The following is a 20,310-nucleotide window of genomic DNA, read 5'->3' as shown; positions in this document are numbered from 1 at the left end:
CCGAATGCGAATTAGGAAATAAAGTCATATGACTGGTTTCGTAACATTGTCTGGTTAGTCAATACTACCCACCTGATATTGCATTAATTTTCAGCGAGTCTGTTTAAACAAGTGAGGTAGCACTTCACTGTCAGTCACATCTGATGCATTTAACTCAACAGCAATGATTACGTGCGTTCTTATATCTACCGCTAAATGTAACTTGTGCCAGGCTCCCCCATTTTCCATCAGTGCCATGCTTTTTTGCTTTCTATTTTCCTGCACCGCAGGCTTTGAGTCCGTAGAAGCAATAACTAAGTACTGAATGGTTCCTTTATTTTTCATCTTGAACGTAATGTTCACCACTTTGGCTCGTTTGCTAATGCATGAATAGTGAGAGCATGACAACGGCAGTTAAGTAAGTTTGAAAACATAATTTATGAATTTTTACAGACCTCATAATGGCATTAGAAATACGCATTTAACCATGAAATCATCTTAACGGCTAAATCGCTAAATAAACGGAGTCTCCTATGATTACTTTGCATCGTTTGATTCCATTAGCTGAATAGCTTCTTCATTAAACTAAAATATTAGTGAACTACGATTGATTAAAGCTTGATGATACTGCTTTCAGTTAGTTGTTTTATAGCGAAGATTGTTCATAGACTTGAATATTTAAGTGAGCCTAACTGTTTAGAACATTGATTAAAAATTTCGTTCCCTGATTTAGGAAATAAAGCTGGTTACCATAAACGGTCTCTAGCAGACACAAGAATGGTTCAAGTTAAACATGGAAACAAACATAAACAATGAAAGAATAAATCCGTAAATATAATTTACATAATAAAAACAGTGATTTACAGATGAATAAGCATGATGCGCATAATCTTGTGTTTATTTTTTGTATAATGTCAAATTTGGGCGCTATCACAAAAGTGCGGCTAACTGGGGAAAGGTACAATTTACAACTTCTTACCTATTACGGCTGATTACGTGAATAGTTATTGCTATTGGCTATGCTATTTTGTATTCTTTTGCCTCAAAATTCTCAGTCTTTTACTTTCGTTCCTTGCTTCTTTTGGACGACTGGGCCAATGTTGGAAGCTGAATAAACCGTAAGGAGCAACCTATGCGTCATTACGAAATCGTATTGATGGTGCACCCCGATCAAAGCGAGCAAGTTGCTGGCATGATTAAACGTTATACTGACTCTATTAAAGAATCAGATGGTGAGATTCACCGCTTAGAGGACTGGGGTCGTCGTCAGCTTGCTTACCCAATCAGCAAACTGCACAAAGCTCACTACGTTCTTATGAACGTTGAAGTGGATGAATCAATAGTTAATGAACTGGAAACTGCGTTTCGCTTCAATGACGCTGTGATCCGCAACATGATCATGCGTACCAAAGGTCCTACCACTGAACCGTCGGTAATGATGAAGGCTAAAGAAGAACGTGCTCCTCGTCGTGAAGAACGTGGCGAACGTCCAGAGTTTTCACAACCTGAAGGCGAAGCGGCAGCTGAGTAATTTATTCTGATGATTCATTTCACGGATGCATTAATTGTATTATTAATCGCACAGTTTGAAATGAGAGTCTTACCGAACACATTAATGTTATTTTGTGCTTGACAATAGTGCGGAAAAGTAAGCATCTGTATTATCTATTCTATGTGCTTCCAGTTTCGAAAATCATAAGCAAATAAAGGTCACCACACAAGCTTAGTATTTAGCTTTAGGCTATAACGTTAAGGTCAGTGAATTTTTTACTTATTAAACCAACTCCACATAATTTTGAGAAGTTGGTGTTATATGCTGATGATATTATTTGAATTAAAATTAGGAGATAAGCCCATGGCACGTTTCTTCCGTCGTCGTAAATTTTGCCGTTTTACTGCAGAAAACATACAAGAAATCGATTACAAAGACGTAGCGACTCTGAAAAATTACATCACTGAAACTGGTAAAATTGTACCGAGCCGTATCACAGGTACTCGTGCTAAATATCAACGTCAGTTGGCTCGCGCTATCAAGCGTGCACGTTACCTAGCCCTATTGCCGTACACTGATAAACATCAATAATCAGTACTACCAATGTTGAGAGGACTCAATAATGCAAGTTATTCTGCTTGATAAAATAAATAATTTAAGTTCACTGGGTGATCAGATTGCAGTTAAACCTGGTTATGCACGTAATTTCCTTATTCCACAGGGTAAGGCTGTTATGGCAACTAAAGCAAACATTAAACTCTTCAAAGCTCGTCGTGCAGAGATTGAAGCAAAAGTTAATGAAACTTTAGCTACTGCTGTTGCTCGAGCTGAGCATATTTCAACTTTAGAAATGATTTGTATCGAGTCTAAAGCCGGTGACGAAGGTAAATTATTCGGTTCTGTCGGTACTCGTGACATCGCAAATGCAATTACTGCCGCTGGTGTTAAAGTGCTAAAAAGTGAAGTGCGCCTGCCAGAAGGTGTCCTGCGTAACATTGGTGAATATAAAATAAGCGTGCAAGTTCATGCTGAAATACTTGCAACGGCTAAAGTAAACATTATATCTAAGTAGTCAGAAACACGTAAGCTCTTAAAAAATTATACATTACTATTAAATTAGTATCTAATTCAAGTAGAGATAGTAACTTCCAATATGATTCACTATCTGAATTCGAATTATAACTGCAAAAATACATTAGTCCTGGGTTTGAGATTGCTAAACTGCCATTATTACACCCTTATTATGCATGCATTAACAAGCAAGTCAAAACAGTTAACATTGCGTTTAAGACTAAAAGAATCATTCAGCACTTAGCCATTGATGATGCAGGGCTCAAAATTTACGATGAAGACAAATAAAAAGTTAAAAATATGCCACTAATAGGAAACATTGAGTCTGGCATACGTTACATTTAGCAGAAGATATCAAGACTAATGAAACCATTACTGTTAAGTTAATTTTATCAAATATGACTGATGGTGAAGTGTCACCTAACTCACTTAAATAAATCAGCTAAAAAATCAATGAAATATTAGATTATAGTGCTGACAGCATCAAACCAGGAAGGACATTGAGCCTCAGAGATTACAGTGTTCAGATTGGCGCAACCAACCTACGTAATAATAAAAGCATCATAATCTTTTAAGCTAAAGATCCCTCCAAGTAATTGTTTGACTCAAAACATTGCTGCTTCTGATAGGGAACGTTTATATTAATCATACTTCGTTTTACAATACTAACTGGAACCGTATAACTTCTAGTACTGATCGCTAAATTACGCGAGTAACCTCATTCCCCAAAAAGTTATACCTTTTCTTGGTGGGATGAATGGAGCCGCTCGTTTAATACGAACCGTGTCGTAAGCACCATCGGTTGATATTTTTAGGTAGCATTTCACAGGTCAGTTACATTTGGTGCACTTAACTCAGCAACAATGATCTCATGTATGTTTATATCTACCACTAAATGTAACTTACGCCAAACTCTTAGTTTCCCGTCAGTATCATGCTTTTTTACTTTCCATTATCCTGCACTGTAAATTTTGAGCCCTGTAGAATCAATGGCTAATTGGTTTTTTGCGGGTTTGTTTGAGTAATCAGTGATGTATGCGTCCTTTATTATACGTCGTGAACATGACATTAACCATATAGGCTCGCTTGCTAATACATTTAACCATGAGGGCCGTCGTCATCGCTAAATCGCTAAATAAACGAAATCACCCATGATTACCCTGCTTAATTTAACTCCATAATTGAATAACTCTTCATCAATTCAGAATGTTAGTGAGCCACTATTGATTAAAGCTTGATTATATTGCTTTCAATTAGTTAATTTGTAGCGAAAATTATTCATAGCCCTGAATAGCTAAGTTAGCCTAACTGTTTAAAGTGTTAATTGAAAATTTAGCTCCCTTATTTAGGAAATAAAGCCGGTTACCATAAACGTTCCATAACAGAGATAAGCATAGCGCAAGTCAAAAACTACTGAGAGGGACATTGAGCCTAAGGAATCACACAACTCAGATTAGTGAAACTGACGCCATAATAAAAGCGTTACATAAGTTAACATGGCCAAGTATGCCCAAAACGAAAGCACTCTACTAATAGTTAAGTCTACTGAGAACTACTATCTATATTTTTATTAAAAAATACTCCCTATAATCTAATATAACTCACAAAGTTTACTAGATCAACTAACTATTCTATATGTATTTAATAAGACATACGATAAACTCTGGAGCAGAGCAAAGCTTAATTTTCTTTACTCCCTTATCATTATGAGATTCTTCGCACTGAACAATTAATGTAAACTCGCTGTATATTTCTCCGATTCAATCACGGTATTCCTAATGAATGACGGAAAAATGGATATCGCTCCATTCGGGTAAAAGGAATACGTAATAAATGAATAATTACCAAGAACATATTTGTGATGTACTGATTATAGGCAGCGGAGCAGCAGGACTGTCGTTAGCACTTCGTCTTGCTTCAACACAAAAAATTATAGTGCTGTGCAAAGGACCACAAAACGAAGGAGCAACGTATTATGCACAAGGCGGTATCGCTGCCGTTTTTGACGCAAATGACTCCATTAAATCACACATAGAAGACACCCAAATTGCAGGGGATGGTATTTGTGACAAAAATATCGTTGAATTTATAGCTAAAAATGCAAAAAAATGTGTTCAATGGCTAATTGATGGTGGGGTTACGTTTGACCGAGAAGAAAATAATAATAGCAATACTCCAAAATATCACCTAACTCGTGAAGGCGGGCATAGCCATCGTCGTATTCTACATGCTGCAGATGCCACTGGCATGGTTGTACAAACGGCGTTGCAAGAGAACGTACGCAAACATTCTAGTATTACAATACTAGAACGACATAATGCTTTGGACTTAATTACACGTAAAAAAATTGGAACTTTAGGAACAAATCGCGTTCTCGGCGTTTATGTGTGGAACCACGAGCGTGAAGTTGTTGAAACCGTGCGGGCTAAATTTGTGGTATTGGCTTCTGGTGGCGCTTCTAAAGTCTATCAATACACCTCAAATCCAGACGTTTCTTCTGGCGATGGCATTGCAATGGCATGGCGTGCAGGTTGTCGCGTAGCAAACCTTGAGTTTAACCAATTCCATCCCACCTGTTTATTTCATCCAGCCGCACATAATTTTTTGCTGACAGAGGCGCTCCGTGGTGAAGGCGCATACTTACGAAGACCGGATGGTTCTCGCTTTATGTCAGACTTTGATGAACGAGGTGAATTGGCACCTCGAGATATTGTGGCACGTGCTATCGATTATGAAATGAAACGCCTTGGTGCTGATTGTATGTACATTGATATCAGCCATAAAGATCCTGAATTCATCACTAAACATTTTTTCACCATCCATGAAAAGCTTATAACGTTTGGGTTTGACCTAACTCAAACTACAATCCCTATTGTTCCTGCTGCTCACTATACGTGTGGTGGTGTAATGGTTGATAGAAACGGTCAGACCGATCTTCATGGTTTATACGCAATTGGTGAAGTCAGCTACACCGGTCTTCATGGTGCCAATCGTATGGCATCAAATTCTTTATTAGAATGTGTTGTATATGCATGGACTGCCGCCATGCATATTGCCGAACACGCTTCCGCAGCAAAGATGCCACCTTCACTACCTCACTGGAATGACAATCTGGTATGTTGCTCAGATGAAGAAGTGGTCATTCAACACAATTGGCATGAGTTACGTTTATTCATGTGGGATTACGTCGGTATTGTACGTTCAACCAAACGTCTTGAACGTGCACTACGACGTATCGACCTATTGAAAGAAGAGATCAATGAGTACTACAGTAACTTCCGCGTATCCAATAACTTACTGGAATTACGGAATCTTTTACAAGTTGCTGAATTAATGGTGCGCTGTGCGATGTCACGAAAGGAGAGCCGCGGCTTACATTACACTATCGACTATCCTAATAAATTAAAAAATAGTGGCCCAACGATTCTGGTACCTGATTCTCCTTGCAACTAGTCTTGTTTGTAAGCTTCAATAGAAGAAACCATAAAAAATAAAAAGCTCTAACTTGAACTTTAAGGGCTTTGCTATGGTTGCGTTTGATGTTAATGGAGGCTTTAACGGCTTTTTTCCTACTTTGAAAAACAAAACCATTACGACCCAATAAAAATGGGATAAGATTACACGCGTAAGCACATCTCTACTTTAGTCTATAATCAAAAGGTAACAGCGAAATATTTAAGTTATTGCGAAACCTTCGCTCATATTAACTAAGCATTAGCATATTTTCATAGTACTTCAAAGATGGCGCAGATTCCACCAAATTGTGCATTGTAATTTCTTAGGCTCAATGTCCCTCTGAAAAATTTTTAACTCGAAACATTGCCATTTTTGATGGAAAACGTTTATGATAATCGAACGTTATTTTTTTAATACTAATTTACACCGTATAACTTCTGGTAGCTGACCGCTAAATTACGCGGATAACTTAATTTAAAAATTATTTTTTCCCTTGGCAAGGTGGAGAAATCGCTTTTTTAATACAAAGAGGTTCGTAACATTGTCTTGTGCCATATGCACCATCGCCTAATATTACATTTGATTCTTCGGCGGGTCTGTTTAAGCAAATAAGGTAGTACTTCACCGTCAGTCACATTTAATGAGCTTAACTCAGCAATAATAATTTCATGCATTTTTACATCTACCTCTAAATGTAACTTGCGTCAGATTCGCTGTTTCCGTTAGTACAATACTTTTTGCTTGTCATTCGCCTTCGCCGTAAATTTTGAACCCCGTATAATCGATGGCTAAATGCTGGATGGCTTCTTTGTTGTCATCTTGAACGCGACGTTAACCCTTTAGGCTCACTTGTTAATGCATGAGTAATGAAAGTATAACAACGGCAGCTGAGCGAGTATGAACACAAAATTAATGAATCCTTGCTGACCTCTCGATGACATTAAAATACATGTTTAACCGTAAAAGCCATTGAAATGGCTAGGTTGTGACATAAACACAGGCTCCCTCCGATTACCAATCTTAGTTTAATTTCATAGCAAAATAGTTTCTTTAGTAATCCAAAATATTAGTGTCTTACGATTAATTACAACGTGATTATACTGCTTACAATTAGTTGTTTTATAATAAAATTTATATATATACCTGAATATTTAAGTGAGCCTAGTTGTTTCGAGCATAAATTAATAATTAAGTTCCCTTATTTATGCTACAAAGCCGATTTAGCTGCTTTGCGAATCTACAACATGCATTATTGTCTGTCTCAAAGAGCTGTTGTATAGCAACATTAATTAAACACTCAGATCAATTAGTTGATTAAACAGAGCTTACTTGACGAGATTCAAGTAATTTTGAAAAAGTAATTCAGACTGAAAGCGCTTGTTTCATTGTTAATCATGTTAGGATTTGCTACCTAAACTAGCATTAGGAAACAAAGCCCAGCATGCGTGGTTCTGTAAATGTCTGCATAGATTTATGAAATATATTTTCAGACTTACTTAACTACCGTTGTTATGTCCTCATTATCCATGCATTAGCAAGCGTGCCTAAACAATTAACGTTGCATTCAAAACGAAGACTACAGGCACCAACCTGTACTTAGCCATTGCTCCTATGAAGTTAAAAGTTATAGTGAAGACAAATAGCACGTAACAAAACATGGTACTGTTGGACAATATCGAGTTTGTAGCAAATCAGATTTAATCATAGATATAAATACGCATAAAATCGTTGCTGCTGAGTTAAATACATTGAATGTAATTGACTGAGGTGTTATTTAACTTGTTCAAAGAATCCAACCAAAGAATGAATGCAATATAAGGTAAATGGTGCTGACAACACCAGACAATGTTACGAAATCGTTCGTATTAAACGAGCAGTTCCACTCATCCCATCAAAAAAAGGGGTAGCTTTAGGGTAAGAAAGCCATCCACGTAATTTAATGGTCAGTTGCCATAAGTAATACAGTGCACATAAGCTTTGATAAACAAAGTATAATAACCATAAACATTCCCTAGCAAAAACAACAAGGTTTTAAGTCAAAAAGCTATTCGGAAAGACATTGCACGTAAAAAATATAATACCCAGCTTAAAAAAATTTACGCAATAATAAAAGCATTAAATAAGCTGACAGAACTAGGTATATCTAAAATAAAAACGATCGTATAATAGTCATTATGTTGCGAGTTGCTATCGGAACTCAAATAAGGAAACAAAGCCGTAATGTACCGGTTCTTGCGGAGTGATTATTGTAGCTACCGTTGATGTTAAGTACTATCTCTGTCAGCAAACAAGAAAAGTTCAAAAGTACAGAATAGATTATAGTGGGCCCCAACTCTTACGTTGTAAACAATGTTGTTGTACCTTCTAGTTTGGATATCCCTACACAATGTATCAAATTAATATCACTAGTACATTATTGAATTTACTATGAATAATGCTCATATACATAATTCAGTTCAAGCACTATACATCATTATTAATGCGATTGTTCATGTATAAAAATTTTTAACCTACTTTGTAATCATGCTCTCTTTTGACGTACAGAAGGTGGAGCTGATCTGCGAAACGGGTGAGCAATAATTTTTTTAGTGTAGTAAAACAAGATCACGCTGACTCTGGGATGCATGGAGCCTAAATTGAAAAAATTATTCAATATCCTTATTAAGAATTTCTCAAAATTCAGAATTGCATTCTGATTTATTGATAGCTTTAATGTGTCCGATATTCTTCCCAAGAATAAATAAATTGTTGATATATGTTCTATGCGCCACGCACTAAGAAAGTAAGTTTGATCATACGCACTCACTTACAATAGCTAAATAAAAAATAATTCGATCTTTAAAATTCACAAAGATGCATGACAAAGTCATTGGTACATTTATTGAATAAAAATATAACCTTTAAACTACAATCAACTTACTGAATACACACTCAGCATCTGATACTAAAAAACACAAAATTTCAACAATGAAGAGACACTATTCACGATGAAAATTAGCATGATTGCGGCGATGACAAAAGGCAGAGTTATTGGAAAAAATAATGCAATACCTTGGTACTTACCGGCCGACTTTAGTTGGTTTAAGCGCAATACGTTAGGAAGGCCCATCATCATGGGTCGTAAAACATATGAATCTATTGGTCGTCCATTACCAGAAAGGCGTAATATTGTAATGAGTCTAAATAGTGGCTGGTCAGCTGACGGTGTGGAAAGCGTGATGAGCATTAATGATGCCTGTACACTTGTGGCTGGTGTTGAAGAAATGGTGATTATAGGAGGTGAAACTATTTATACTGCGATTTTACCCCGTGCTAATCGCTTATATCTTACATTTATTGATGCCGATATTGAGGGTGACACACAGTTTCCCGACTGGCAAGCAGGATGGAGTATCAGCCATTCAGAACATTATAAGGCTGATGAACTTAATCAGTTCAATATGAAGTTTGTGGTGTTAGATCGCTAACGCAGCTAGTATAATTTATACCTAAACTGGGCAAGAAAGATTAAATTTTTGTCCATCTTCCCACCTTACCATGGTGAGAGAACCTCCCCAAACACAGCCAGTATCCAAACCAAGAAAATTATTTTGAAAAATACCTCCGAGTGCTGCCCAATGACCAAAAATTATTGTTTCTTTTATAGTTTCACGTCGTTTAGCCGCGAACCAAGGTACAAGATTTTCGTCACTCATTTTATCGGGTGACAGTTTACATGCCATATCTAAGTTTCCGGACATTGTTAAAAAACGCATGCGTGTAAATGCATTTATGGTATAGCGATAATATTCTATGCCTTCTAAGGAAGAAGACCACATAGAAGGTTCGTCAGAATACATATTTTGAAGCAGCCAAAGGTAGCGATCACTGTGAAGGATTGCTTCAACGTCGCGCGCACTTTGTTTGGCTTCCCTTACTGTCCAATGGGGAGGAATACCTGCATGTGTAATCACAAAGCCAGATGCGGTTTCATTTTTTGTTTCGTTGTGAATTAATAACGGTTGATGACGAAGCCACTGCAGCAATTTTTCACGATCTGGTGCGTCTAATATTGCGCGGATCTTATCTCTTGCTTTAGGTCTCATTATGCCTTTTGCAACGGCCAGAAGGTGAAGGTCATGGTTACCCAAGACCGTATGGCCATGTTCACCTAGTTCTTGCATGAAACGTAAAGTGGCGAGAGAATCAGGGCCTCGGGCAACGAGATCTCCTGTGACATATAAATGATCGTGCTGAGGATTGAATGCAGCCATGTCTAAAAGAACACACAGACTATCATAGCAGCCTTGAATATCACCAACCAGATAAATTGCCACTACATTCACTTAGTGCAGGATGTTAGGTAAGGCAAGGCGGAACGGGTAAATTTCAATTTCGAAAGGTAGTTTATTCTCATATTGCATTGAGTAAGCTCCTTGCATAACACCAACAGGTGTTTCAATAATAGTGCCGCTGGTATATGTGTATTCTTTACCAGCATTAATATGAGGCTGTTCACCCACAACTCCTTCCCCTGCAATCACTAATTTTTTTCCATTTGCATCAGTTACTAACCACTTACGACGTAATAGCTGAGTGTTACGGTTACCATTATTTTCGATGGTAACCGTATAAGAAAACACATAACGTTTTTTATTCGGCTCAGATTGTTCTACAATGTAATGTGTTACAGCTCGAATTGTAAAATTTTTGTTGACCATCCTGGTAACATATCCTTTTATTGGTTATTTGCATCCATCCAGTTTGCTAGTGTCACAAACTGAGCCAATGTAAGATTCTCTGGACGCACGGTAAAATCAATGCCCAAAGTCGTCAAAATATCAATATCAATCAATGTTTTAAAGCAATTACGAACTGTTTTACGACGTTGATTGAAACCTTCACGGCATACTCGCTCAAGCCATTTCAAGCTAGTAGCTGGGTATGGAAGTTCTTTGTGGGGAATAAAGCGAACCACTACTGAGTCAACTTTAGGTGATGGGATAAAAGAGGATGGAGGCACTGCTAATACCGGAATAACTTTACAGTAATATTGAGCCATTACGGTCAAACGACCATAAGCCTTACAATTTGGGCCTGCAGCTAAACGCTTCACCAGTTCTTTTTGTAGCATAAAATGCATGTCTTTCACGGCATCCATGAAGGTAAAAAGGTGGAACATCAGTGGTGTTGATATGTTATATGGTAGGTTGCCAAAAATACGCAGTAAGTTTCCTGGAGACGATAGCTCTTGAAAGTCAAACTGCATCGCATCAGTTTCGTAAATTGTCAGCTTACTTGAGAACTCAGGATGCCGCCGCAGACGTTCTGCGAGATCACGATCAAGCTCAATAACACTCATTCTGTCGACTTCACGTGCAATTGGCTCAGTCAGTGCACCAAGACCAGAGCCAATCTCTACGAAATTTTCGCCTGCTAGTGGATGGATAGCTGTTACAATCTCATCAATAATATACGGATCATGCAAAAAATTTTGGCCAAAACGCTTACGTGCACGGTGACCTAAGTAAACATTATGGGACATGCTTTTTATCTACTAATTCAATGGCGAGAGAAAGCGCTGTCCTCATGCTTCCAGTATCCGCCGTTCCTGTACCAGCTAAATCCAATGCGGTACCGTGATCCACAGAGGTTCGAATAAAAGGCAGTCCCAGAGTAATATTGACTGACTTTCTGAACCCTTTAAATTTTAACACAGGCAAACCCTGATCATGATACATAGCTAACACAACATCTGCTTCTTTTAGGTATTTGTCTTGAAAAAGGGTATCTGCGGGTAAAGGTCCCACTAAATTTATCCCTTGCTCACGTAGTTTATCAAGTGCTGGTTCAATCACATCCCTTTCTTCGTTGCCCAAGTAACCATCTTCACCGGCGTGAGGGTTCAAACCACATACAAAAATTTTTGGTTCAACCATACCGAATTTTAAAATTAAGTCATCATGCAAGATGCGGATAACTCGAAATAGACGCTCTTCCGTAATAGCTTTAGAGACGTAGGAGAGTGGTATATGAGTAGTAACAAGCGCGACCCGCAGACCTTCAGTTGCCAGCATCATAACTACTTGTGGCACGTTAGTGTAATGAGCAAAAAACTCCGTATGACCACTAAAAAAAATTCCAGAACGATTAATAATGCCTTTATGTACAGGGCCCGTAACAATAGCAGCAAATTCACCCTGCATATTGCCTTCTGCAGCTCTCTTGAGTGTACTTAAAACATAGTTACCATTAGTTTCATTCAATTCACCAGCAATGACGGTAGTATCTAATGCGGTATCACACACAACCAGTATTCCAGATGAATGAAGTGTAGGTAAAGCCGTCGGATTATAATCTTCAAATTTAGCATGAATGCCAAGTAGTTTTGCACGCTCCATTAACATTTCTTTGTTCGCACAGATAACTAATTGATGAGACCAAGCATAATGAATCAGTGCAAGGACTAAATCCGGTCCAATTCCTGCTGGTTCTCCGGGGGTAATAGCTATCCGCTGAATGCTCTTTTCACGCTGAGTGTTAACTATTTTCATCGAGATTACCTACTTGTTCTACATATGCACCTGCGCGAAGCTCTTGAAGCCAAGCTTGAGCCTCTTCGTTAAATTTACGATTGAGCAGCATACGATACGCTCGATTTTGCATTTCAGTATTTGTGTAGTCTGCTTGTCGGCGGTCAAGTACTTCTGCAATATGCCAACCATACTCTGTTTTAAACGGCTCACTTATTTCACCTTTTAATAGGGTATCGATTTTATCTTTAAACTCAGGGATATAAATTTCTGGTGCTTGCCAGCCTAAGTTTCCACCGATAACAGCAGAGCCAAAATCAGCACTATACTGTTCAGCCAACTCTTCGAACGTTTTATCACCGTTTTTGATTTGTTGAGCAATCAATTGGAGTTGGTATTTTGCACCTGCATCACTTAAAATAATAGAAGTTTTAATGAGAATATGGCGAACCTTTGTTTCAGTGACCACATGCGTTTGAAGACCTCTGGTGTCAAAAATTTTAATAATATGATAACCCACACTGCTGCGGTAAGGACCTATGATGGACCCTTTCACATTATTTTCAATTTGATCGGAAAAAATGGTTGGCATTTCTTCAAGACGCATCCATCCCCAGTCTCCACCACCCAATGCTTTTGGACCTTTTGAGCTTACTCGTGCTAATGTTGAAAAATCTCTACCAGCCATAAGTTCAGTGACAATTCGCTTTGCATGAGTAGCAACAGCATCTTGTTCTTTTTTATCTGCATCTTCATCTAATTGAAGTTGAATATGGCTTAAGCGGTATTCCACTGTTTCGCGATTTTTAGCGTTAAGTTGTGATGCAAGAGACGCTACATTTTGCGGTAAAATACTAATGCGACGACGTACCTGTACGTTTCTTACTTCATTAATGATCATCCCTCTACGTATTTGATCTCTGTATTGCGACCAAGACATACCAATTACTGCTAGTTCGTTTCGCAGCTGTTTTAAAGATTTATTTTGTTCTTTCAAAATGTTTTCAGTTGCTTGCTCTAAATGCGTGTCATCAATACGAATACCTAGACGTTTTGCTTCCTGTAACTGCAACTCTTCAAGGATGAGTTGATCTAATATTTGCTGTTTAAGCACATTGTCTGGTGGCAGATTTTCAGTTTTTGTATTAAGAAGAATTGTTTTTTTTAATGCCTTAATATCACTTAAAAGAATAACGCCCTCATTAACTACTATCATGACGCGATCTAGCTCCTCTATGGAGGCTGAAACAGATAATGAACAGATAGAGAATGCTGCAACCAGTAAATTTTTCATCCATTTATTCATTTTTTTGTTTAAAAATTTATTCATTAATTCTTTAACCCGAATGGATGGCGGTGTCCCAGCACGTTACCCTTTACAGGTCTGTAGTCAAATTCTCTGCCCAATCCTAAGAAGCTGAGAGAGAAGTAAACCCTACTGTCATATTTTGCAGGGTCATTAATGCTGCTACGAGAGAGTAAAGACTTATTGTAATACAAGCCAATAACGAAACATGCGGATTGATAAGTCAAGCCGAATTGTTTTGCTAACGTAAGATCTTGAGTAAGATCATGGAAATGCTGTGTTTGAAAACTTACGCCTTTACCCAATGGAAAGCCTGTCACTAAACCTACTTGAGAAATGCCATCTACCGTGGTCAAGTTCAGATAATCAGCACCAATAGTGTTGGAAATATAATTTTTTGATACGTAACGGTAATGTGTTTGAGCGAAGAAGCTGCCTTTACGGTATTCTAACGTGACATTACCAAACAGTAAATTATTAAGGTTTCTTTCATATTCTGCTGTACCACGAACAAATAATTTATCATTAAAGTTAAACTCTGTCTCCGCGGCCCATGCTACATCATTAATCATGTTATCTGCACCACTATCTGTGCGGTCAAGATAATAGGTCTGGCCAACAGCGATGTTAAAGCGTTCTTTATAAAAGTCATCATAAAAGCGTGAGGCTGCACCTATAGTAAATTGATTTGCAGGGTTGATGTAATCACCACCACTAAATTGATTGGCACGAAATAAACTGTAGTAGCCAGTTAGTAGACGCGCTGTGTCGTACCCCCCGTAGGAATAATCCATAGGATTATAGATCCCACTTTGATCAATATCTTTAATATAGAGATATTGAACCTGAGGCTCTAAAGTTTGCGTGTAATTGTTACCCCAAATTAACGCATCACGTTCAAGAATAACCACTGAATTCAGCTTGACCATCGGGATTACGCGGGACACATTTGACTTTAACATGCCATTATTATTCGTTACACGATCTATATTTGTTTGGTTAAAATACGAATAAAACACTTTGCCTTCTGCCTCCGCGCTTAACCAAGGCAAGTGATACGGTAAAGTCAGTGTTGGTTCTAGATTAATGCGCGTGGCATCAGGTTTACTGTCATCATCAGTAATAAATTTACTGATTTGGCTTTGCATTGAAAAATCCAAACCATAACCCAGTTCAGGGAAATAATAGTTTACTGTTAATTGTGGCAACAAGCGATATACAGGCCTATTATTCATCAGCGATTGAAAATTTTTGACACTTAAGATGCTATCCCAATTTTTAGCGCGGTAAGACACATTACCTGTTTGTAATAGGGCATGATTTTCACGGTGACTAATACGTGAATCTGTGTTCCGTGAAAAATAGTTAATATCACTACTCTTACTATAATTAACATTATACTTCCAATGTTCTCGAATACCAAAATGCTGCCAATGGAATCCCCAACTTTTATTGTATGTAGTGTAAAAATCGTCTTGCCCCATGTATTCGAACACCATTGAACCTCTACCATCTTCAATCAAATAACGAGGTTCAATTCTTAAAAATGAACCCCGGTTAAACATGTATTTCGGTGTGATGAGCATATCTGTCTGAGGGTGAATGTTCCAATAAAAGGGCGTCGATAATGTCACACCGTCCTTTTTATGCCAACTGATTAACGGATATAAAAAACCGGTTAAGTTACCATCTTCAACGGGCACACGTAAATAAGGGAGGTAGGCAATGGGAATATCAAACACATTAAATTGAGCGTGATACAAATCAGCGAAAATATTACCATTTTCTTTTGTAATGCTCCCTGCACTAAGATACCAACTGTTATCATTATCTGGACATGTGGTGTATGTACCGTCTTCTAACTCATAGAAGGCGGTGCCATTTTTAAAAATGTATTTAGCTTGCCCTCTTCCTGGCTGACACATCATTTTATACTGGGCATCAAGTAACGTGGTCTCTGTGGTATTCAGATTACTTTGTAAGAATTTACCAGACACTGTCATTTCACCATCATAAAAATAAACGTTGCCTTCAGCCATAACAATATTATCAGGCTGACGTAACGTGACAACATCAGATTTAATGATGCGATGGCTTTGAGTAACCACTACATCACCACGATAAATTGCTTTTTCATTAGCTTTGGCTTCAACATGATCAGCCACAATGGTTACGAGTGCGTTCTTAATGTCATCAGCGTACTCTTTTCTGGTGATACACAGATACTCTGGCGTGAGACAAGTGTCTGTCGGGATTTGCAGTGATTCTTGACTATCTTGTGCAACAGGACTCTCTTCTGCCATGACTGGACCGTATAGAATAAAGTATAATATGGTAGATAAAAATTTTCTTCCAATCAGCGACATGAAACACTCAATCCTGTTGTTGATTTACAGCACTGATATACTCTTGCGCTGCACCCTCGCAATTTTGCTAATAAATATGGAGTATCGTAATGCAAATCAGTCACATTCACAAACTATCGCGTGGTACTTGTTTATACACAATACAAGCTTTATTTCCTCATTCGAGTCCAGATAGCAAACCCCAACATGATTCACTATTAAACAATATCTTTCATTTTAAGCATACCTAGCTCTATCAACTTATTTAACGCTTTCATGATGGCGTCGGTCTCGCTAATCTGAGTATTATGATTCCTTAAGCTCAATGTCCCTACAAATAGTTTTTAAACTGAGACATTGCCGTCTCTCATCAGGAACGTTTATGGTAACGATGCCGCGTTTTACAATATTAATTTGAATCATATAACTTCTGGTAACTAACCGCTCAATTATACGGTTAACCTCGTTTCCTAAAAGTTGCTCCTTTTCTTGATGATATAAGTAGAACCACTCGTTTAATCCGAACGGTTACATCACATTCTCTGGTGTCACAAGCTTCATCAACTAATGTTTTATTAATTTTAAGCTACTCTATTTAAATCAGTTAGGTAGCACTTCACCATCCACCACATTTGATGCACTTAACTCAGCAGCAATTATTCCATGCGTATTTATATTTACTGCTAGACGTAACTTGCACCACACTCTCTGTTTTCGATTAATGCCCTGCTTTTTACTTGCTATTAGCCATCACCGTAGACTGTAAGCCTGTAAAATCACTGGTTCTGTGCTCGATGGTTCCTTTAATCTGCGTCTTGAACTCGACGTTAAGCCATTTGGGCTCACTTGCTAATGCATAAGTAGTGAGGGTATAAAAACAATAATTAAACAAATTTAATGACTCTTTGCAAACCTCTCAATAGCATTAAAAATACATGCTTCACCATGAAAACCGTTGTAATAGCTGAGTCACTAAATAAATGAAGTCTCCCATGATGACTCTGCTTTACTTCATTCCATAGCTAAATGAATTCTTCATTAATCCAGAATGTTAGTGAGCGACAATTGATTATATTGCAGCTGTGCTTTCTAATTCGAGTTCAAATAGTAAATACCAACATAATTAACTATTAGACATATCTAGTTCTCTCAGCTTACTTAACGCTTTTATTATGGCGTAGGCTTCGCCAATCTAAGTGTGTGCTCCCTTAGACTCAATGTCCCTCCTAGTAACTTTTTAACTCGAACCATTACTGTCTCTGCTAGAGAACCTTTATGGTAACTGGCTTTATTTTCTAAATCAGGGAACTAAATTTTCAATCCATGCTTTAAACAGCTAAGCTCACTTCAATATTCAGATTTATAAATAAACTTCTCTACAAAACACTAATTGGAGCAATGTCATCAAGCTTTAATCAATCCTGGCTCACTACTATTTTAAAGTGATGAAGAAAACATCCAGCACTTAACTATTAATTTTATAGGGCTAAAAACCTAGGATGCAGGCTAAAGAAAAGTCAAAAAACATGGCATTGATGAAAAATAGCGAATTTAGCGCAAGTTACATTTAGCGGTAAATATAAATACGCATGAAATCATTGCTACTGAGTTAAGTGCATCAAATATGACTGACGGTGAAGTGCTACCTAACTTCCTCAAAAAGACCCACCGCAGATCAAGGTAATATTAGTCGATGGTGCTTATGACACCAAACAACTTTACGAACCCGTCCTGATTAAACGAGCGGTTCCACCCATCCCACCCAGAAAAGGAATAACTTTTAGGAACGAGGCATCCGGAAAATTTAGCAGCCAGTTATCAGAAGTTATACGGTTCAAATAAGAATTGGAAAACAAGATATGACTGCCATAAATGTTCCCTAGCAGAAACGGTAACATTTCGAGTCAAAAAATTTTTCGGAGGAACATTGAGTTAAAGAAATTACAATGCTCAAATTAGAGAAATTTACGCCATAGCAAAAGCGTTAAATAAGCTGATAAGGTTCGGTATCCCTAAAATAAAAGCGATCATTTAAGCGTCAATCATATTGGGACTTGCTATTTGAACTCCCATTGAAAAACAAAGCTTATTTTGCAAAAAGCTAAAAAAAAATTATTATCAGCTGATCAGCTACCTATTATTCTCTATGAGACGAATATTATTGAGTAATTCCACTAAAATGCAACATATGCACTCAATATTAGCCATCATATTTCCTTATTATAGCCCGCATACCAACTCAACAGAATGACTATAAAAAGTGATGAATGTGCAGTTAAGAAACAATGATTCCTCCAAAAGTCAATGAGACTACACTGTAATTTTTTAAAATACAGTATTTTTGACGTCCAGAATGAATAATAAGTTTCAAATTCTCAATCCTATGTCTTCACGTTGCTTGAGTACAACTACGTTCAAATCGCAATAGGCGCTCTTATTGCTGATTGCGCTTCGTAGCCGTCAATGACAAAATCTTCGAACCTATAATCAAAAATAGAATCAGGTTGACGGAGGATCTTCAACATTGGGATTTGCCCAGGCGTACGTTTAAGGTGCTCGTACACGATGTCGTCTGTTAGATGGTTTTCATATAAGTGAACGTCACCAAAAGTGTGTATGAAATCACCTACGTCCAAATCACACTGCTGTGCGATCATGTGTGTTAATAACGCATAGCTTGCTATATTGAATGGTACACCTAGAAAGTAATCTGCGCTGCGCTGATAGAGTTGGCAGGACAGCTTGCGATCAGCCACGTAAAATTGAAATAAACAGTGGCAAGGCGCCAATGCCATTCGTCCTTGCTCCACATTTGTCTGTGATGCCATACTTTCATCCGGAAGATGAGAAGGATTCCATGCCGTAACAATATGACGGCGAGAATGGGGCGTAACCTTAATTTGTACTATGAGTTCAGCAATTTGATCGATTGTAGAGCCATCAGAGCATGCCCATGAACGCCATTGTGCACCATATACAGGTCCTAAATCGCCAGCTTCTGTTGCCCATGCATCCCAAATTGATACTTTATTATCTTGCAGGTATTGAATATTAGTTTCACCATTTAAAAACCATAACAATTCATGAATAATAGCACATATATATAGTTTCTTCGTAGTCAATAATGGAAAACCTTCACTGAGGTCAAAACGTAATTGACGACCAAAAACTGAACGTGTACCCACTCCAGTTCGATCATCCCTATCATTCCCATTGACGATGATATCCTGCATCAAATCAAGATATTGTTTCATGGTATTTCCTTTCGCTACCCCACACACCTTTTAACGTAACAATTATTTTAATGACATAAGGAGAGTTATAGACAAGACAGTCATGTAAATCTAGACTTGTGTGACTTAAGAGACATTTTAACGCCTATATGCCCAGAAGATCTGCCCTACCCCAAAAATAATCATTGGTAATGACAAAATCTGTCCCATGCTAATCCAATCTCCGAATAGACCCAGATGCGCATCTGGCTCACGATAAAATTCAACAATACAACGTAATACACCGTAACCCGTAAGGAACAAGCCAGAAATGGCACCAACTGGACGTGGCTTGTGAATAAACCAATTGAGAATAAAGAAGAGCACTACGCCCTCAAGCATGAACTCGTAGAGTTGAGAAGGGTGTCGAACAAGCAACCCACTCATTGGGAAAATCATGCCCCAAGGTACATCAGTTACTCGCCCCCACAGCTCACCATTCATAAAATTACCTAGGCGTCCTGCCCCTAAGCCAAACGGCACAAAGGGTGCGACAAAATCGGCAACTATATAAAAAGTACGTTTTGTACGGAAAGCATACCAAGCGATTGCAATAATTACCCCCAAAAGTCCACCATGGAAAGACATACCGCCCGTCCAAATTTTAAACAAGAATAGTGGGTTGGCAAGGAAGGTGTCCAATTGGTAGAATAGGACATAACCAATGCGACCACCAAATATTACTCCGAGAAAACAAGCAAACAGAAGATCACTGACTTGATCACGTGTCCAATCATTATCCAATTTATCAGCATGACGCTTTGCTAACCATAGCGTAAAAGTAAAACCAACCAGATACATCAAAGCGTACCAGCGAATAACTATAGGACCTATTGTTATCAAAATAGGATCTATCTGGGGAAATATCAAAGACATT

General features: G+C 38.0%; 13 protein-coding genes and 5 pseudogenes. 6 read left to right on the top strand and 12 right to left on the bottom strand.

Translation table 11 applies throughout. The annotated features are described in order from the left end of the window. Positions 1-93 precede the first annotated feature (93 nt). Positions 94-591, bottom strand: a pseudogene (locus BTN50_RS11160) (transposase); the annotation flags it as partial. Between the two features lie 520 nt (positions 592-1,111). Here BTN50_RS11160 and rpsF point away from each other — a divergent pair. The 3 genes from rpsF to rplI all read left to right on the top strand — a co-directional run bounded on the left by rpsF (position 1,112) and on the right by rplI (position 2,543). Continuing rightward, on the top strand, positions 1,112-1,510 hold the full coding sequence (rpsF, locus tag BTN50_RS05105) for a 30S ribosomal protein S6 (RefSeq protein WP_096619263.1): 399 nt from the start codon (positions 1,112-1,114) through the stop codon (positions 1,508-1,510). Between the two features lie 324 nt (positions 1,511-1,834). Next, positions 1,835-2,062, top strand: coding sequence for a 30S ribosomal protein S18 (rpsR, locus tag BTN50_RS05100; protein ID WP_096619262.1), 228 nt, complete (start codon positions 1,835-1,837; stop codon positions 2,060-2,062). Positions 2,063-2,093: 31 nt separating this feature from the next. Beyond that, entirely contained in the window at positions 2,094-2,543 is a 450-nt protein-coding gene (rplI, locus tag BTN50_RS05095) for a 50S ribosomal protein L9 (RefSeq protein ID WP_096619261.1), read from the top strand. Between the two features lie 607 nt (positions 2,544-3,150). Here the strand turns inward: rplI and BTN50_RS11155 are convergent. Then, positions 3,151-3,770 (bottom strand): annotated as a pseudogene (locus BTN50_RS11155) (transposase); the annotation flags it as partial. A gap of 605 nt (positions 3,771-4,375) precedes the next feature. Here BTN50_RS11155 and nadB point away from each other — a divergent pair. Beyond that, positions 4,376-5,995, top strand: a complete 1,620-nt coding sequence (nadB, locus tag BTN50_RS05090) for an L-aspartate oxidase (RefSeq protein WP_096619260.1) — start codon at positions 4,376-4,378, stop codon at positions 5,993-5,995. A gap of 272 nt (positions 5,996-6,267) precedes the next feature. Here the strand turns inward: nadB and BTN50_RS12280 are convergent. Next, positions 6,268-7,137 (bottom strand): annotated as a pseudogene (locus tag BTN50_RS12280) (IS5 family transposase). 1,848 nt (positions 7,138-8,985) lie between these two features. Between BTN50_RS12280 and folA the strand changes: the two are divergent. Next, complete coding sequence (gene folA, locus BTN50_RS05080; protein ID WP_096619259.1) at positions 8,986-9,465, top strand: type 3 dihydrofolate reductase; 480 nt, start codon at positions 8,986-8,988, stop codon at positions 9,463-9,465. A gap of 21 nt (positions 9,466-9,486) precedes the next feature. Here folA and BTN50_RS05075 read toward each other — a convergent pair whose 3' ends face one another. From BTN50_RS05075 to BTN50_RS05045, 7 genes and pseudogenes are all read right to left on the bottom strand, one after another. Beyond that, positions 9,487-10,314: a symmetrical bis(5'-nucleosyl)-tetraphosphatase gene (locus BTN50_RS05075; RefSeq protein ID WP_096619258.1), complete on the bottom strand. Its 828-nt coding sequence runs from the start codon at positions 10,312-10,314 to the stop codon at positions 9,487-9,489. 9 nt (positions 10,315-10,323) lie between these two features. Next, the gene (apaG, locus tag BTN50_RS05070; protein WP_096619257.1) at positions 10,324-10,698 is read right to left on the bottom strand and encodes a Co2+/Mg2+ efflux protein ApaG; all 375 of its coding nucleotides are present in this window, start codon (positions 10,696-10,698) and stop codon (positions 10,324-10,326) included. A 17-nt stretch (positions 10,699-10,715) separates the two neighbouring features. Continuing rightward, on the bottom strand, positions 10,716-11,522 hold the full coding sequence (rsmA, locus tag BTN50_RS05065) for a 16S rRNA (adenine(1518)-N(6)/adenine(1519)-N(6))-dimethyltransferase RsmA (RefSeq protein WP_096619256.1): 807 nt from the start codon (positions 11,520-11,522) through the stop codon (positions 10,716-10,718). Continuing rightward, on the bottom strand, positions 11,512-12,531 hold the full coding sequence (gene pdxA, locus BTN50_RS05060; RefSeq protein ID WP_096619255.1) for a 4-hydroxythreonine-4-phosphate dehydrogenase PdxA: 1,020 nt from the start codon (positions 12,529-12,531) through the stop codon (positions 11,512-11,514). Before pdxA ends, rsmA begins: the two co-directional genes overlap by 11 nt. Continuing rightward, a complete protein-coding gene (gene surA / locus BTN50_RS05055; protein ID WP_150137178.1) occupies positions 12,518-13,816 on the bottom strand; it encodes a peptidylprolyl isomerase SurA in 1,299 nt (432 codons plus the stop codon). The genes pdxA and surA overlap by 14 nt, the downstream gene beginning before the upstream one ends. Positions 13,817-13,839: 23 nt before the next feature. Next, the gene (gene lptD / locus BTN50_RS05050; RefSeq protein WP_096619253.1) at positions 13,840-16,182 is read right to left on the bottom strand and encodes an LPS assembly protein LptD; all 2,343 of its coding nucleotides are present in this window, start codon (positions 16,180-16,182) and stop codon (positions 13,840-13,842) included. Positions 16,183-16,379: 197 nt separating this feature from the next. After that, a pseudogene (locus tag BTN50_RS05045) lies at positions 16,380-17,255 on the bottom strand (IS5 family transposase). Positions 17,256-17,674: 419 nt separating this feature from the next. Between BTN50_RS05045 and BTN50_RS11145 the strand changes: the two are divergent. Beyond that, positions 17,675-18,196: pseudogene (locus tag BTN50_RS11145) on the top strand (transposase); the annotation flags it as partial. A 379-nt stretch (positions 18,197-18,575) separates the two neighbouring features. On the opposite strand, the gene BTN50_RS05040 reads toward BTN50_RS11145, so the two are convergent. Both BTN50_RS05040 and lgt read right to left on the bottom strand, forming a co-directional pair. After that, complete coding sequence (locus BTN50_RS05040; protein WP_096619252.1) at positions 18,576-19,415, bottom strand: thymidylate synthase; 840 nt, start codon at positions 19,413-19,415, stop codon at positions 18,576-18,578. A 117-nt stretch (positions 19,416-19,532) separates the two neighbouring features. Continuing rightward, complete coding sequence (gene lgt / locus BTN50_RS05035) at positions 19,533-20,309, bottom strand: prolipoprotein diacylglyceryl transferase (RefSeq protein ID WP_096619251.1); 777 nt, start codon at positions 20,307-20,309, stop codon at positions 19,533-19,535. Position 20,310 lies beyond the last annotated feature (1 nt).

This window comes from Candidatus Enterovibrio altilux, from assembly GCF_002381345.1.
Taxonomy (GTDB): domain Bacteria; phylum Pseudomonadota; class Gammaproteobacteria; order Enterobacterales; family Vibrionaceae; genus Enterovibrio; species Enterovibrio altilux.
Note: the sequence above shows the minus strand (reverse complement) of the source record. Positions and strands in the feature narration are given on the sequence as shown.

Bases quoted from the DNA above. Each gene is read 5' to 3' on its own strand.
- rpsF (WP_096619263.1), top strand. From the start codon at position 1,112: ATGCGTCATTACGAAATCGTATTGATGGTGCACCCCGATCAAAGCGAG.
- rpsR (WP_096619262.1), top strand. From the start codon at position 1,835: ATGGCACGTTTCTTCCGTCGTCGTAAATTTTGCCGTTTTACTGCAGAA.
- rplI (WP_096619261.1), top strand. From the start codon at position 2,094: ATGCAAGTTATTCTGCTTGATAAAATAAATAATTTAAGTTCACTGGGT.
- nadB (WP_096619260.1), top strand. From the start codon at position 4,376: ATGAATAATTACCAAGAACATATTTGTGATGTACTGATTATAGGCAGC.
- folA (WP_096619259.1), top strand. From the start codon at position 8,986: ATGAAAATTAGCATGATTGCGGCGATGACAAAAGGCAGAGTTATTGGA.
- apaG (WP_096619257.1), bottom strand. From the start codon at position 10,698: ATGGTCAACAAAAATTTTACAATTCGAGCTGTAACACATTACATTGTA.
- rsmA (WP_096619256.1), bottom strand. From the start codon at position 11,522: ATGTCCCATAATGTTTACTTAGGTCACCGTGCACGTAAGCGTTTTGGC.
- pdxA (WP_096619255.1), bottom strand. From the start codon at position 12,531: ATGAAAATAGTTAACACTCAGCGTGAAAAGAGCATTCAGCGGATAGCT.
- surA (WP_150137178.1), bottom strand. From the start codon at position 13,816: ATGAATAAATGGATGAAAAATTTACTGGTTGCAGCATTCTCTATCTGT.
- lptD (WP_096619253.1), bottom strand. From the start codon at position 16,182: ATGTCGCTGATTGGAAGAAAATTTTTATCTACCATATTATACTTTATT.
- BTN50_RS05040 (WP_096619252.1), bottom strand. From the start codon at position 19,415: ATGAAACAATATCTTGATTTGATGCAGGATATCATCGTCAATGGGAAT.
- lgt (WP_096619251.1), bottom strand. From the start codon at position 20,309: ATGTCTTTGATATTTCCCCAGATAGATCCTATTTTGATAACAATAGGT.